Here is a 16,724-nt window from a genome sequence, read left to right as displayed (position 1 = left end):
CCCATGAAGCCATACAGATTGTTTTATAAACCAACAAACCAATACCTCATCAAGAAAAGCCGTAAAGCCATCACAAAGGAGAATCGATGAGCAACAATCCAGAGAAACCCAACGATGAGACGCAAATCTCGGACGCCACGCATCTTTCTGAAGCCGCCCATCTTCCGCAATTCAGCGCCGGCGACGATACGACCAATGGCGGCGGCAGCGCGTTCCCCTCGCTGCCGAAGCGTTCGGGGGAACCCAGGCACACGGCCACTGACCCGAGCGACGACAGCACCGTACTTGGTTCCATCAGCCACGGCATCAGCGAGGATGAGGACATCTCCGAAGAGACTGTATTGAGCACCTCGATGCCCGGCAGCAACAACGATGCCCCGGTCATTCCTACTGAAAATTTTGCGGACGCGGGGCTAGACGCGCAAACCGGCGGAAGCTATGTTGCTTCTCCGGCCACGCCTGCCGGAATTCCCGACGGTGCTTACACGGGGACTTCTACTAGCGCTTCTGCAGCTACTTTCGCGTCTTCCGCCACTCCTGCAACCGCAAACCTGGCGCCCGTCACCGGCAATACCACGAACCCGACGCCAAGTGGCTACCAAGCACCATCCTCAATGTCATACACTTCGTCAACCGGCAGCTTCCAGTCGCAGGTCTCCCCCAACGCTTCCGTCAGCCCGGATTCGCTTTCGGCCCCGTACGCCGCGGCCACGCCGGCTTCGACGATCATCACCCCGCCCAAGGATTCCATTCTTGAATTCAAGCGTTCCTTCGACGCACTGGTCGACAACATCGGCAAGGTCGTGGTCGGCAAGCCCGAACCAATCAAACTGTGCGTCACCGCGCTGATGGTCGGCGGCCACGTGTTGCTGGAAGACAACCCCGGCACCGGCAAAACGCAGCTGGCGCGAGGCCTGGCCAATTCCATCGCCACCTCGTTCAAGCGTATCCAGTTCACCCCCGACCTGCTCCCGAGCGACGTAGTCGGCGTGACCTTCTACGACCAGAAATCCGGCGAATTCGAATTCCGTGAGGGCCCGATCTTCGCCTCCATCGTGCTGGCCGATGAGATCAACCGTGCTTCGCCGAAGACCCAGTCCGCACTGCTGGAGGTCATGGAAGAGCAGAAGACGACTGTCGACGGCAAGACCTACCCGATGCCGCAGCCGTTCATCGTCATCGCCACCCAGAATCCGCTGGAACAGCTTGGCACCTATAAGCTGCCTGAGGCCCAGATGGACCGCTTCCTCATCAAGACCTCCGTGGGCGCGCCCGGCCACGACGTGTCGATCGGCATCTTGAAGGACATCGACATCACCGACCGCGCCGACACCGTTTCCGCGGTTTTGAGTGGCGACGACATCATCAGGCTGCGCAAGACGGCCAAGGACGTGCGCGTCGATGACCGCATCCTTGAATACATCGAACGCCTCATCGAGGCCACCAGGCTGAGCGAAAAACTTCGCGTGGGCTCCTCCATGCGTGGCGCACTGGCACTGACCCGTTGCGCCCGCATCTGGGCCGCCGCCGACGCACGCGACTACGTGCTCCCCGACGACGTGCAGGACCTCGCCGTGCCGGTGCTCGCCCACCGCATCATTCTGAACGCCGAAACCGCGTTCAAGGGCGAAACCGCCGAACAGGTCGTCTCCGAAATCGTCGAATCCGTCCCAGCCCCTGCCATGGGAGCCTGAAAGCAAGACCATGCACTTTACCAAAAACCGACACCAGCCGCAGGCGACGCCACCCGGTTTCTCCGCATCCACCCAGAACGGGGCTATGGCGGTAAACGCGGGAAGGCAAAGTCAACAAGGCCGTCGCCGCCTCAAAGGGCGTAGACCCAGCCTGTTGCAAAACAACACTCGTCTTGGCCATCTTTGGCTCAAGGTTCGGCACAATGCGGCCGGTTTGCGCAAAAGGCTGCCTGGATGGCTCACCGCCTACGTCTCGCCGCTCGGTTGGTCGGTAACCGGTATGGCCGTGGTCTGCCTAGCAGCGTTCCCGTCGCTTGGATGGCACGAACTGCTGGTCTGCGGCATCATCGGACTGGTGATGCTGCTTTGCGGCATCGCGATGTCGCTCGGAAACACAAAATTCCATGCAGAACTATCCGTTTCAGATAACCGCATCACCGTCGGCGATAGCGTCAAGGTCGATATCAATATCTCCAACCCCGGCAAAAGCCCAACCGTCAGTGTGCTCGGCGACCTGCCGATGGGCGAGATGCACCAACGTTTCCGCATCCCCGCACTGGCTCCCGGCAAAGCCAAAGGTGAGCAGGTCGAGTTCCGCGCCACTTCGCGCGCCATCCTGCCCGTCGGCCCCTTGAAAATCAGCAAAGGTGACCCCTTCGGCATCGTGCGGCACGAGCAGTCGCTTTCGCAGTCCGTTCAGGTCTATATCCATCCGAAAACCGTGTTCCTCAATACCCTTGATTCCGGTATTTTCCGCGACCTCGAAGGCAGCCCTTCCGGCCAGGTGGTCGACGACGATCTCGACTTCTACGGTCTGCGCGAATACCGCCCCGGCGATGACATGCGCAACGTCCACTGGCTTTCGTCGGCGAAAACCGGCACGATGATGGTGCGGCAATACGAAGCGACCAAACGCACCGATACTTCCATCACCCTTGGCGTCAACCCTACGGATTACTCGTCCGAAGACGAATTCGAGCTCGCCGTGAGCGTCGCCTCCTCCATCGGCACCGAATGTCTGCTCGAAGACCGCCCGCTGGCCGTGCAGGCCGCCGCCGATTCCCTGATTGCGCGCGGGGCGATGCCCTTCCTCGACTGGATGAGCGGGGTCAAGCCGGACATAGACGAAAACCCGAACCTCGCCGTCGCGACTCTCGCTACGAGCCCCGGCGCTTCGTTCTATTTCTTCGTGGTCGGTTCGGGAGCCAAACTCCAACGTCTCCGCCGCATTGCCGCAGCGCTGAGCCGGGAATCCATCTGCGTGATGCTGCAGATCGACCCTATCGCCGGCAACGCCATCCACCAATACGATGACTTCACTCTGGCCACGCTTTCGGCGCTCGACGACCTGCCTTTGATCATGGAGGCGCTGAAATGAGCGATTCCTTTAACGCGGCAATCAATCCGACGGGCCGGACAAGCCAGAGCCGAGCGAATCCAAGCCGTTCCAAGACTTCCGGCTCTGCTTCTGCGGCTGCTTCCGCTTCGGTCTCCCTCCCCGATTTCACCGGCACGACCGGCACCAACACCACCGGCACGTGGGCAAGCACGACCCGGGCCCCGATCGCCCTGACCGCCACCAGCAACGGCCAGCGACAAATGTTCGTCACCGTGCGCCGCCCCTGGGCCACCGCCGCCATCGGCGCGCTGCTCGTTCTGGTCGCCGTCTGCCTCAATTCCGCCAATCTCATCGATGTCTACGGCAACGTTCTGGTCTGGGCCATGGCAGCCATTCCGGCAGCGCTGCTTGGCGTTCTGATTGCGTTGGCCGGAGTCAATCCGGCGCTGAAACTGTGGTGGCAGATCGTTTTCCTGGTCCTCGCCCAGTTCCTCGTCGGGCCCATCATCGCCCTGAACGACACGACCATCGCGCATATCGTACCGAGCCTCAAAACCATCACCCAAGGTTTCACACAGACTTTCGGCTCGTTCAAATACGTCATCGCCGTTATTCCGCCACTCGGCAATGCCAACGGCAGCCTGATGGCGTTGTGGACGCTCAACCTGTGGACGGCGTTCCTGGCCGGTGTTTTCGCGGTTTCGGTGAGTAACAAAATCAACCTCATCACCGTCTTCCCGCTGGCTTTGAACCTTGTGGTGAGCGCACTTCTGGGCACCGCCTACGGCACGCTGCGTCCGGTCTGCGGCATTATCGCCATGTTGGCGTTGGTCGTTTGGCTGGCCTGGCGCTGGCAGTCGCTGGATATCCGCCGGCCGGTAAGCATGGCAATAATTATCGTTCTTGCCGTCGGTCTCTCGTTCGGCGCGACCCTCATCGTCCCGCAGCACCGCCTCACCCTGCGCGACCGCTACAACCCGCCGCTTGACCCGCACCAATACACCAGCCCGTTAAGCGATATGCGCTCGTATGTCAAATACCATAAGAAGGAAACGCTGCTTTCCGTTTCCGGGCTTCCCGCCGGCACACCGGTGCGTCTGGCCGTCATGGATCGCTTCGACGGCAACGTCTGGAACCTTTCGGATTCCACCGACGCCAGCGATTCCTCCGATTATCGTAAGATCGGCAGCGGCATCGCCAACACGACGCAAGGCGAGCATTTCAAAGCCACCTTCAAAGTGCATAGGGGCTTCTCCGAGCAATGGATGCCATTGGCGGGCGAAGCGACGTCCGTCGGTATGAATACCCAGGATTTCTATTACAACATGGGTACTCATTCGGCCATCGTTCCCAACACGGCACTTGGCGGACAGACCTATACCGAATCCGGCGTCATCGCCGACATTCCCAGCCAGCAGCAGATCATCCACGCACACGCGCAACGTATTACACAACCCGAAGCGAGGGATATTCCCGACAGCGCCAGCAGACTCGCTCCGGCTTTGACCGGCAAGCAGGCCAGTGACGGCGCGACGGCGGCAACCCTCGCCACGGCGCTCAAGACCAAGGGCTGGTTCTCTCACGGGCTGGCGGGCGATTATCCGTCGCTGCCCGGCCACGGCAACTTCCGTATCGACTCCATGCTCGGCGGCACCGCAATGGTCGGCGACAGCGAGCAGTACGCGTCGGCGATGGCGATGATGGCCCGCGAGCTCAACCTCCCCGCGCGTGTGGTACTCGGCTTCATTCCGAAGGACAAGGACGGCAACATTTCCAAGGCCCGCACCACGCACACCAAGAACGGCGTGGCACAAACCGATTTCACCGGCAACGACATCGAGGCCTGGGTCGAGATCAACTTCAAGGATTACGGCTGGGTACCCTTCTACCCCACCCCCAAGGAGACGAAGATCCCGAACAAGAACCAGGATCTGACACCGCCGAACCCGAAGACGCTCGTGCGTCAGCCGCCGGTGCCGCTCGTCGATCCGTTGCACGACCAGAACCAGGCGCGCGACCAGTCCTCGCTTGACGGTGCGGACGCAGGCGACCTCAATGGGAATGCCACACTGATGAGGATTCTGGCGATTGCCGAAAAGGTCGCCATCTACGGCAGCCCGCTGTGGATCATCCTTATTATTTGCGGGCTCATCTTGCTCATCAAAGCCATCCAACTGGCCGTCATGGCCCGTCGTGGCAGCTCGGAGCAACGCATCGCCGCCGGTTGGAGGGCTATCGACATGCTCGCCGACCAAAGTGGCATCAAGACCTCCGGCACCCGCCGGCATCAGGTCGCTCAGATCGACAAAGCGCTGAAGACTGTGAACGAAGGCGCTGCGACTGCCGCCGCAAGCGCTGCAATGGCTCCCATCACCGCTCAAGCGACAACCCGCAAGGCCCAGAAAGCCGCCGAAAAAGCAGCCAAGAAGAGGAAACCTTTCAAGGGACATCCGATTGACTTGGGTCAGCTTCAGCTGCTCTCCCGCGAGGCCGATTGGGTCGCCTTCTCCGGCAAGAAACCCGAAGAGACGGCTTCCGAGGATTATTGGAAGCGGGTCAAGGCCATGCGCAAGGCCATTCTCGCCGACCAGCCGCGCATGCGTCGTCTGCGTACCCGGCTTTCGCTCAGAGGCGTCTTCCATATGCCGCACGTCGATCTCAGCCGACTCAAGAAGGCCGGCTCCGCCAATGCCGCAGGTGCCGCGGGCCACGCAAGTTCCGCGAATGCTTCGAATGCCAAAACCGGTAAAGGCGCGAAAGCCTCCAAAGCCGGCAAATCCGGCAAAACGAAGCCGCGTAAAGCCTCAAAGAAAAATGCGACAAAAAGCGCGTCTATACTGAATGATGTGCATGCGAAACCCAAAACCACCGCACGGAAAGGTCGTTGATTATGTCTGATCACCCACACATTCGTGCGGCCATGGGCACCGACATCGGCAAAAGACGACGCAACAACCAAGACACAGGGGTCAACGAGCCCGGAGTCTATATGGTCTGCGACGGCATGGGCGGCGGTGTCGGCGGCGAACGTGCGAGCGCGCTGACCGCGGGGCACTTCAAGGCCATCGCTAGTGAAGCCGTGCGATCCCGTCAAGTCATCGAATCCGCACTGGACGCTTCCCAACACGACGTCTACGAACTGGGCAAGGATCTCGGCGGCCTGGCAGGAACCACGGCCACCGGCATCATCCTTCCTGCCCGCCCCGCCAAGGACGGCAGCGAGCAGGCCCCGCTTTGGTATGTGGTCAATGTCGGCGATTCCCGCACCTACCATTTCGATCTCGATGAGCACGGCAACGCGGTCGCGTCCTCAATCAGTCATATCACCAAGGACCATTCCGAACGTCAGCAGGCCATTGACGCCGGGCTGATGTCGCCGAAAATGGCGAACGCGACCATCCCGCGCAACGTCATCACCCAGTGTATCGGCGCGCCACAAGGCATTCGGCCCGACTTTTACGCGGTGGTGCCCTCCGGTCGGTTCGTCGTATGTTCCGATGGCCTTTATTCCGAGGTCGACGACGCCGAAATCGGGACGATCTGCCAGGCGAACCCGGATCCAAAACGTGCCGTGGAAGCGCTGATCCGCGCGGCTCTCAAGGCCGGAGGCGACGACAACATCACCATCGTCGTCGTCGACGTGCGGCCGAGCATTTCCTGCGACAAGCTTTGGCACGCCAGCAAACTCGATATCGGAGAGGAGCTGGAGACCATCGGGGACGTCACCCTCGACAGTTTGCATACATAAGTCGCATAAATCAAATAAATGCGATGTTTTTCGTTCCATTCGTGCATCATTCGCGCGACAGAATGCGAATCAAACGTTATAATCGTTGTAGTGAAGTAATAATTATCGATAATAGAAAACAGATGAACGTCGAGCATTCATCAACAAGAAAGAGAAGTGAAATACCATGGTTGATTACGACACCGCCGTCGCCGTTGTTCAGGATTCCGAGGCAGACCCGATCATGCTGGCGAAAGTCGCCTACGAAAACCCGGATTTCGGCGCGAACGTAGCCGCGAATCCGCGCACCTACCCAGGGCTGAAGCGTTGGCTCGCCCAGTTCGGCGACGACCGCGCACGCGAGACGCTCAAAACCATGGGCTTTGAGGTTCCCGATCACGGCGTTTCGCCGCAAGAGGCACCGGCTCAGCAGGACGTTGCGGCACAAGCTTCATCACCCTACATCGCCGATCAGCAGGCCGCGGGTGGCCAGTATGCTGCCGCGAATCAGTATGCGGCACAACAGCAACCGGCCGCTGCCTACAACCAGCAGATGCCCGTCGCCACGAACGCTTACGGCTACACCGCCGAGCAGGCGCTGGACCCGAACACCGACCAGATGACCATCGCGAGCATCGCCCAATATGCCCCCGAACTGCGCCCCTGCCTGGCACGCAACCCCAATACCTACCCGGAGCTCTTGAACTGGCTCGCCCAGCTGCACGACCCGGCCATCGACGCGGCACTGGCCACGCGGCAATAATGCTGTTCGGTGTCTGCACGGTTACTGATACCCGCAAAGACGACTGTCAGTAACCGTGCGTATAAATCGGCTCAAGTAATCACGTCAGCTGGTTTATCGATTTGACAGCAAACCAACGGGTTCCCAATCTAAACCGTTCGACATAACGAATGTCCCGCTACCTACCGAAATGGTAAGGTAGCGGGACATTCGTTATGTAACGTATTACTAAATTTCAGCAATCAAAGCTTCACGCCAAGCCGAAACGCAAACTTCGGCGAGCCTGAAGCCGAATCTATAACGATGACTAACTTTAATTCAGCCGAGACGCACTTAGCTGGCTTCAGCTCTTATCTTCAGTGAGCTTGAAGAACTGGTCGCCGATACGCAACGTCGTGGGCGCCGAGAGCTGAACCGGGCTGTCTTTGACCTGCTGCTCGTGGTCGTCCTCGATGATATACGTGCCGTTGAGCGAACCGTAATCCTCAATCCACAACGTGCCGTCCTTGTCGTAGCTGACGGCGGCGTGATTGCGCGAAACCGTGCGCGTCGGGTCGGCAAGCTTGATCGACATCGCGCCTTGCGGCACGGTGGCCGAAACGTTGCGACCCAGCAGAGCGCTCTTGGTCAGCTCAATATCCTGACCTGTGGCATCGTTGTGCAGGCGGTAACGTTTCTTGGGTTCTTCGGCCATGAAAGCGGTGGAAAGCACCGTTCCATCCCAATCCTCGATGTCGCCCTCGCTATTGGTCTGCGGAGTGGACGAAGTCCAGGATTTGTCGGCGGCGGGCTTGCGCGCCGCGACGGCCTTGTCAACCAGCGTCTGCGGGGTCTGCGCCGCCCCCGTTTCCTGCGCAGGCTCTACGGCCGCGCTCTGGTTTGCGGATACAACTGTGGCGTCATCGTCATACCAACCAAGCTCGGGTGGCGGCGGAAAAGGCAAAGTGCTCATAAAAGCCATGTTACCGCAGAACCGCAACATTTTGGGCCATATCGACGGAGTGCACACACAAGTTGTCCGAAAATCCATAAATCGTTATACGAAACATTGATATTTACCTGCCATTGTCGCCTTTAACCAGTCATTGATACCTTATCCGTTGATTTTTTACATTCCAAAATATACGTGCAGAGGCATAACGACCTGATTAGAGGTGCGACCGGCCGATTGGCAACGTCACCACTGCCCCACCACATCCGACGGTTAACGAGCTGCAGATATGAATTTGTCCCGGTGCGTCGTAAACGCATCGAGACAAATGTAACCGTTAAACCACTCGGCCTTTCAGCCTATTTCATTAGGCTTGGGAACCGGAATTGTCGGTGCCGGTGTCCGAGTTGGCATCGGTGCTGGGAGCAGCGCCGGAGCCGAAATCAGTATCGCCGCCGAGCTCCGTGGCCCCACCCTGATCGTTGAGGAAGTCATCGGGATTGAAGTCGTCGCCGAGCTTCAGGTCGCCGAAGTCGATATTGGAGAAGTCCATATCGTCCATGCCGCCCTCGCCGAAGTCAGTGCCGGTCGAGTCTCCACCCAAACCGAAGTTCGGGTAAATCGTGTCGCGGATGGCCTTGTCGGGCTCGACCGTCGCGTTGCGATAACGCGCAAGGCCGGTGCCGGCAGGAATGAGCTTGCCGATAATGACGTTCTCCTTCAAGCCCTTGAGCTCGTCGGACTTCTGCTCCAAAGCGGCCTCCGTAAGCACACGGGTGGTCTCCTGGAACGAAGCGGCGGAAAGCCAGGAATCGGTGGCCAGCGAAGCCTTGGTGATACCCAGAAGCTCCGGACGACCGGCGGCAGGCTTGCCGCCTTCCTTGACGGCCTTCATGTTGGCGTCGCGGAACTTGGACTGGTCGACCAGCTCGCCAGGCAGCAGGCTCGTGGTGCCGGAATCGATCACCGTGATGCGGCGAAGCATCTGGTGGACGATGACCTCGAGGTGCTTGTCGTGGATATCCACGCCCTGGGAGCGATACACGTCGTGCACGCCCTCGACGATGTTGACCTGAGCCGCGCGGGGCCCCAAGATGCGAAGAATCTTCTTCGGGTCGACGGAGCCTTCGATCAGCTGGGTGCCGGTGTCGACGTGGTCGCCGTCCTTGACGAGCAGCGGCGCACGGCGGGTCACCGGGTAGGTGATCGGCTCGATGGTCGTGTCGTCCGGGGTCAGCGTGACCTGACGGCCGTGGTCGGAATCCTCGACCTTGACGGTGCCGGGGTACTCCGTAATCGGTGCCTCGCCCTTAGGCGTACGCGCCTCGAAGAGCTCGGTGACACGGGGAAGACCCTGGGTGATATCGGAAGCGGAAGCGACGCCGCCGGAGTGGAAGGAACGAAGCGTCAGCTGCGTACCAGGCTCGCCGATGGACTGTGCCGCGACAACGCCGACGGCCTCGCCGACATCCACCAGACGATTGGTGGCCAGCGACCAGCCGTAGCACTTCGCGCACACGCCGCGCTTGGACTCGCAGGTCAGTACGCTGCGTGCCTTGACCTCTTCGACGCCGTGAGCGACCATGTCGCGCAAAGCATCCATAGAGAGGGCATCGCCGCGCTTGTACAGCACGGTCTTGCCGTCCTTTGGGTCGATGACATCGTCGGCGAGCAGACGGGAGTAAGGGCCGCCGTCCGCATCCTTGACGAGCACGAGGTTGCCGTCCTCATCACGGTCGGCGATCTTGATCGGCAGGCCACGCTTGGTGCCGCAGTCCTCTTCGCGAACGATGACCTCCTGGGCCACGTCCACGAGACGACGGGTGAGGTAACCGGATTCCGCGGTACGAAGTGCGGTATCGGCCAGACCCTTACGGGCGCCGTGCTGGGAGATGAAGTATTCCAGGACGGAGAGGCCCTCGCGGTAGTTGGACTTGACCGGGCGGGAGATGATCTCGCCCTTCGGGTTTGCCACCAGGCCTCGCATACCGGAAATCTGGCGAATCTGCATCCAGTTGCCTCGGGCACCGGACTGCACCATGATGTTGACGTTGTTGTCGTCCTTGAAGTTATCGCGCATGGCGTCCGCGACCTTGTCGGTGCATTCGGTCCACAGGTTGATGAGCTCCTGACGGCGTTCCTCTTCGGTCAACAGACCCATCTCGTACTGGTCGTTGACCTTGTCGGCCTGGCCTTCGTAGTCGTGGATGATGGAGAGACGTTCCGGCGGTTCGACGATGTCGGAGAAGGACATGGTGACGCCCGACCAAGGAGCGCGGGTGAAACCGAGGTCCTTCAGGGCGTCCAGCGTCGCAGCCACCTGTGCGGTGGAATAACGCGTGGCGATGTCGTCGACGATCGTGGAGAGCTTGCCCTTGGCGACCTGCTCGTTGATGAACGGGTAGTCGACAGGCAGGGTCTCGTTGAACTTCAAGCGGCCGTAGGAAGTGGCGAAGAGGACGGAACCGTCCTTGAAACGCTCTTCCTTGACCACGTCCGGGCTGCCCGGCTCGGGGTCGGTGACCTTGAGCTCGCTCGGTTCCCAATCCTTGGGGAGCACGAAATCCTTGGGCAGGCGCACCAGCACCTTGGCCTGGGTATCGACGTCATGACGGTCGACGGCCATGCGCAGCTCTTCAGGGGAGCCGAGCACGCGACCCTGGCCCTTGGCGCCTTCCACCACAGTGGAAAGGAAGTAAAGACCCAGAATCATGTCCTGAGAAGGCATGGTGACGGTGTGGCCGTCAGCCGGCTTCAGGATGTTGTCGGAAGCCATCATCAAGGAGCGGGCCTCGGCCTGTGCCTCGACGCTCAGCGGCAGGTGGACTGCCATCTGGTCGCCATCGAAGTCCGCGTTGAACGCGGCGCAGGCGAGCGGCGGCAGGTGAATGGCCTTGCCTTCGACCAGAATCGGCTCGAAGGCCTGAATACCAAGCCTGTGCAGCGTAGGCGCACGGTTCAGGAGCACCGGATGCTCGCTGATGACGTCTTCGAGCACGTCCCAGACGGACGAATCCTGACGGTCGACCAAACGCTTCGCGCTCTTCATGTTCTGCGCATAGTTCTGGTCCACGAGCTTCTTGATGACGAAGGGCTTGAAGAGCTCCAATGCCATCGGCTTCGGCAGACCGCACTGGTGCATTCTAAGCGACGGGCCGACGACGATCACGGAACGGCCGGAATAATCCACGCGCTTGCCGAGAAGGTTCTGACGGAAACGGCCCTGCTTGCCCTTGAGCATGTCGCTCAGGGACTTCAGCGGACGGTTCGAAGCACCGGTGACGGGGCGGCCACGACGGCCGTTGTCGAACAGGGAGTCAACGGCTTCCTGCAGCATGCGCTTCTCGTTGTTGAGCATGATCTCGGGGGCGCCGAGCTCGATGAGCCTCTTCAAACGGTTGTTGCGGTTGATCACACGACGATAGAGGTCGTTCAGATCGGAAGTGGCGAAACGGCCGCCGTCAAGCTGCACCATCGGGCGCAGATCCGGAGGAATGACCGGGATGGCGTTCAAAACCATCGCCTCGGGCTTGTTGTCCGTGGTGAGGAATGCGTTGACGACCTTCAGGCGCTTCAGGGCGCGGGCCTTGCGCTGGCCGGAGCCGGTGTCGATTTCTTCGCGAAGCTGCTTGGCGGCACCTTCAAGGTCGAAGTCACGCAGACGCTGCTGAATGGCCTCGGCACCCATGGAGCCTTCGAAATAGTCGCCGTAGCGGTCGACCATTTCCTGCCACAGATCCACGTCACCTTCCATATCGCCCGGCTTCAGGGTCTTGAAGCGGTCGAACACGGCGGCAAGGCGCTGAGCCTGGTCGTCGTAGCGCTGGCGGATGGCCGCCATCTCGCGCTCGGCGGAGTTGCGAATCTTGGACTTGGCGCTGCCCTTGGCCTCGCCGCTCGCCTCGAGCTCGGCCATATCGCTCTCGAGCTTCTTCGCGCGTTCCTCGATCTCGTTGTCGCGGCGCTTGTTGAGCTGTGCGATCTCGGTGTCGAATTCGTCCTGCAGATCCGGCAGATCCTGCTGGCGCTGCGCCTCATCGACACTCGTGACCATGTAGGCCGCGAAGTAGATGACCTTCTCAAGGTCCTTCGGCGCGATGTCGAGCAGATAGCCCAAACGGCTCGGCACACCCTTGAAGAACCAGATGTGCGTTACCGGTGCGGCCAGTTCGATGTGGCCCATGCGCTCACGGCGGACGCGGGATTTGGTAACCTCCACGCCGCAGCGTTCGCAGACGATGCCCTTGAAACGGACGCGCTTGTATTTGCCGCAGGCGCACTCCCAGTCGCGGGTCGGTCCGAAGATCTGCTCTCCGAACAGGCCGTCTTTCTCGGGCTTCAAAGTTCTATAGTTGATGGTTTCCGGCTTCTTGACTTCGCCGTAGCTCCACTTGTGGATGTCCTCGGTAGTGGCGAGTCCGATCCTCAGTTTGTCAAATGCGTTGACGTCCAGCACTATGTTGTCCTGTCTTCCAATTGGTAACAATTACGATTTTCGGCCGGCTTGTCGGGCTTGGCATTTTCCTTTTCGCCAAACCCCAGACTAAGCCGTATATTGAAGCGTTGCCTCTAGCGGTATTCCGGCTGAGGTGCCGCCTGATCGTCCTTGGCCGAGGCGTCCGGGCGGGCGCCAATGTTGAAGCCGAGATCGTTGGAGTTGCCCACCGGGTCATCCTCCGCGTCGTTCAGGTCAATGGCCACGCCGTCTGCGTTGAGCACTTCGACGTTGAGCGAGAGGGACTGCATTTCCTTCAAGAGCACCTTGAAGGACTCCGGGATGCCTGCCGGCGGCAGGTTCTCGCCCTTGACGATGGCACCGTAGGCGCGCACGCGGCCGTCGACGTCATCGGACTTGGTGGTCATCATCTCGTGCAGCGTGTAAGCGGCGCCGTAGGCCTCGAGGGCCCACACCTCCATCTCGCCGAAGCGCTGGCCGCCGAACTGTGCCTTGCCGCCCAGCGGCTGCTGGGTGATCATGGAGTACGGGCCGGTGGAACGCGCGTGGATCTTGTCGTCCACGAGGTGGTGCAGCTTGAGCATGTACATATAGCCCACGGAAATCGGCTTCGGGAAAGGCTCGCCGGTGCGACCGTCGAACAACGTCGCCTTGCCGTCTTCGCCCACGAGCTTGTTGCCGTCGCGGTCGGGAAGGGTACTGCGCAGCAGGCCCTGGATCACGTCGGGACGCACGCCGTCGAAGACCGGGGTGGCCACCGGGGTGCCCGGGTCGCCATGTTCGGCGCCCTGCGGCACGTACTTCTTCCATTCGGCCTCGAGATCCGGGTCGAGCTTGATGTCCCAGCCGGCGTGAGCAATCCAGCCCAAGTGCAGTTCCAGCACCTGGCCCAGGTTCATACGGCTAGGCACACCCAGAGGGTTGAGCATGATGTCGATTGGGGTGCCATCGGGCAGGAACGGCATGTCCTCTTCCGGCAAGATGCGGGAGATGCAGCCCTTGTTGCCGTGACGGCCGGACATCTTGTCGCCCACCGTGATCTTACGGTGCTGGGCGATGTAGACGCGAATCATCGAATTGACGCCGTTGGGCAGCTCATCGCCGTCCTCCTCGGCCTCGTCGCGGGTGATTTCCTTGATGGAGATGACCGTGCCGGTCTCGCCGTGAGGCACACGCAGCGAGGTGTCGCGAACCTCGCGGCTCTTCTCGCCGAAGATGGCACGGAGCAGGCGTTCCTCAGGGGTGAGCTCGGTCTCGCCCTTAGGCGTGACCTTGCCGACCAGGATGTCGCCGGCCTCGACCTCGGCGCCGATGCGGATGATGCCGCGCTCGTCGAGGTTGGCCACCGCTTCCTCGCCGACGTTCGGCAGGTCGCGGGTGATCTCCTCGGCGCCGAGCTTGGTGTCGCGGGCATCGATTTCGTACTCTTCGATGTGGATCGAGGAATAGGTGTCGTCTTTCACCAGACGCTGGGAAATGATGACGGCGTCCTCGTAGTTGTAGCCGTTCCAAGGCATGAACGCGACCAGCACGTTCTTACCCAGAGCCAAGTCGCCTTTATCGGTGGCCGAACCGTCGGCCAGGACGCTGCCGCGCTCGACGCGCTCGCCGTCCTTGACCAGCGGGACCTGGTTGTAATTGGTGGTCTGGTTGGAACGCTGGAACTTGGCGAGCTTGTAGCTCGACTGGGTTCCGTCATCGTTGGTGACGCGAATGATATCAGCGGAAACGTAGGTGACCACGCCGTCCTTCTCGGACAGGATGGTGTCACCGGAATCGTAGGCGGTACGCCATTCGGCGCCGGTGCCCACCAGCGGGCGCTCGGACTTGACAAGCGGGACGGCCTGACGCTGCATGTTGGTGCCCATCAGTGCTCGGTGACCCTCGTCGTGCTCAAGGAACGGAATCAGCGAAGCGCCGACGGAGACCATCTGGCGCGGGGAAACGTCCATGTAGTCGACCTCGGAGACCGGCACATCGACTGCCTCGTCCTCGCCTGCACGCACAAGTGCAGTCTTCTCGACGAAGTTGCCGTTCTCGTCCAGCTTCTGGTTGGCCTGGGCGATAACATGCTCGGCATCGCGGTCAGCGGTCATGTATTCAATCTCGTTGGTGACGTGACCGTCGACGACCTTGCGGTACGGGGTCTCGATGAAGCCGAACGGGTTGACGCGGCCGAAGGTCGCGAGCGAGCCGATGAGGCCGATGTTCGGGCCTTCAGGGGATTCGATCGGGCACATACGTCCGAAGTGGGACGGGTGGACGTCGCGGACCTCCATGGAGGCGCGGTCGCGCGAAAGGCCGCCGGGGCCCAGCGCGGAGAGACGACGCTTGTTGGTCACGCCGGAAAGCGGGTTGTTCTGATCCATGAACTGCGAGAGCTGGGAGGTTCCGAAGAACTCCTTGATCGTCGCATTGACCGGACGGATATTGATCAGGGACTGCGGGGTGATGGCCTCGGCGTCCTGGGTGGTCATACGCTCGCGAACCACGCGCTCCATACGGCTCAGGCCGGTGCGCAGCTGGTTCTGGATGAGCTCGCCGACCTGGCGGATACGACGGTTGCCGAAGTGGTCGATATCGTCGGTTTCGACGCGAAGGTCGACATCCTTGCCGTCGCGCTTGCCGGGGAAGGTCTTGTCGCCGGCATGTAGCGCCACGAGGTACTTGATGGTGGCGATGATGTCTTCGCGAGAGAGGCTGCGATCGGTCGGGTCGGCTTCAAGGCCGAGCTTGCGGTTGATCTTGTAACGGCCGACGCGTGCGAGGTCATAACGGTGGTTGTTGAAGTAGAAGGACTCCAGCAGGTTCTTGCCGGCTTCCGGAGTGGCGGTGTCGGCCGGGCGGATCTTGCGGTAGAGGTCGGTCAGGGCCTCGTCCTGCGTGTTGATGGTCTCCTTCTCGAGAGCATCGAGCACGAGCGGATAATCCTTGAAGGACTTCGCGATCTCGTCCTTGGTCATGCCGATGGCCATGAGGAAGACGATGGCGGACTGCTTGCGCTTGCGGTCGACGCGGACGCCCAAAACGTCACGCTTGTCGATCTCGAACTCGAGCCATGCGCCGCGCGACGGGATGATCTTCGCGCCGAAGACTTCCTTGTCGCTGGTGCGATCCGGCGTACGGTCGAAGTAGACACCTGGGGAACGCACGAGCTGCGAGACGATGACGCGCTCGGTGCCGCCGATGATGAAGGTGCCGTGCGGGGTCTGCAGCGGGAAATCGCCCATGAAGACGGTCTGGCTCTTGATCTCGCCGGTGTCGCCGTTCTCGAATTCCGCGTTGACATACAGAGGTGCGGAATAAGTGTAATCCTTCTCCTTGCACTCCTGGACCGTGTGACGCGGCTCCTCGAAGTACGGGTCGGAGAATGTCAGGCTCATGGTCTGCGCGAAGTTCTCGATCGGGGAAATCTCGTTGAAGACTTCTTCGAGGCCCGAGGTATGGGCCACGTTGTTGGTGCCGGCCTTGATGTCGGCTTCGGCCTTCTTCTTCCAACGTGCGTTGCCGATGAGCCAATCGAAGCTATCGGTCTGCACCCCCAGAAGATAGGGCACATCGATGGGTTCCCTGATGGAACCGAAATTCACACGGTCCGACGCCTTGTGCAACTTGATGTCGTGCTCATCGGCGCGTGCGATGACTTGTGTGGTGTTCGTCTTGAGCTTATTTTCAGCCAATGGACGTTCCTTATCGCTCGCTTGATCTTTGAATATTCATGTCGAGGAAACGCGCCGCAAACGGCTACACTACGCGGGCGCTTCGTCGTTAGAGCATGCCCGCAATATGACACACCTTATGCAAAATTTCATTTTAGCATAACTTTGGACATTTT

Annotated in this window: 8 protein-coding genes; 5 read left to right on the top strand and 3 right to left on the bottom strand. The window is 60.5% G+C overall.

Annotation, left to right across the window (positions count from 1 at the left end; translation table 11 throughout):
- The first annotated feature begins 86 nt into the window (after positions 1-86).
- The 5 genes from OZX62_RS02115 (at position 87) to OZX62_RS02095 (ending at position 7,523) form a co-directional block, all read left to right on the top strand.
- A complete protein-coding gene (locus OZX62_RS02115; protein WP_277176402.1) occupies positions 87-1,694 on the top strand; it encodes an AAA family ATPase in 1,608 nt (535 codons plus the stop codon).
- Between the two features lie 10 nt (positions 1,695-1,704).
- Positions 1,705-3,072: a DUF58 domain-containing protein gene (locus OZX62_RS02110; RefSeq protein ID WP_277176401.1), complete on the top strand. Its 1,368-nt coding sequence runs from the start codon at positions 1,705-1,707 to the stop codon at positions 3,070-3,072.
- Complete coding sequence (locus OZX62_RS02105) at positions 3,069-5,921, top strand: transglutaminase domain-containing protein (protein ID WP_277176400.1); 2,853 nt, start codon at positions 3,069-3,071, stop codon at positions 5,919-5,921. The genes OZX62_RS02110 and OZX62_RS02105 overlap by 4 nt, the downstream gene beginning before the upstream one ends.
- Positions 5,922-5,923: 2 nt before the next feature.
- On the top strand, positions 5,924-6,781 hold the full coding sequence (locus OZX62_RS02100; RefSeq protein WP_277176399.1) for a serine/threonine-protein phosphatase: 858 nt from the start codon (positions 5,924-5,926) through the stop codon (positions 6,779-6,781).
- Positions 6,782-6,947: 166 nt separating this feature from the next.
- Positions 6,948-7,523, top strand: a complete 576-nt coding sequence (locus OZX62_RS02095) for a hypothetical protein (RefSeq protein ID WP_277176398.1) — start codon at positions 6,948-6,950, stop codon at positions 7,521-7,523.
- A gap of 322 nt (positions 7,524-7,845) precedes the next feature.
- On the opposite strand, the gene OZX62_RS02090 is transcribed toward OZX62_RS02095, so the two are convergent.
- The 3 genes from OZX62_RS02090 to rpoB all read right to left on the bottom strand — a co-directional run bounded on the left by OZX62_RS02090 (position 7,846) and on the right by rpoB (position 16,569).
- The gene (locus tag OZX62_RS02090) at positions 7,846-8,454 is read right to left on the bottom strand and encodes an FHA domain-containing protein (protein WP_277176397.1); all 609 of its coding nucleotides are present in this window, start codon (positions 8,452-8,454) and stop codon (positions 7,846-7,848) included.
- Between the two features lie 346 nt (positions 8,455-8,800).
- On the bottom strand, positions 8,801-12,889 hold the full coding sequence (locus tag OZX62_RS02085; RefSeq protein WP_277176396.1) for a DNA-directed RNA polymerase subunit beta': 4,089 nt from the start codon (positions 12,887-12,889) through the stop codon (positions 8,801-8,803).
- Between the two features lie 113 nt (positions 12,890-13,002).
- A complete protein-coding gene (gene rpoB / locus OZX62_RS02080; RefSeq protein WP_277176395.1) occupies positions 13,003-16,569 on the bottom strand; it encodes a DNA-directed RNA polymerase subunit beta in 3,567 nt (1,188 codons plus the stop codon).
- Positions 16,570-16,724 lie beyond the last annotated feature (155 nt).

The sequence above is a fragment of the Bifidobacterium sp. ESL0690 genome, from assembly GCF_029392315.1.
Lineage (GTDB): Bacteria > Actinomycetota > Actinomycetes > Actinomycetales > Bifidobacteriaceae > Bifidobacterium.
This window is presented reverse-complemented; position numbering and strand designations above follow the sequence as displayed.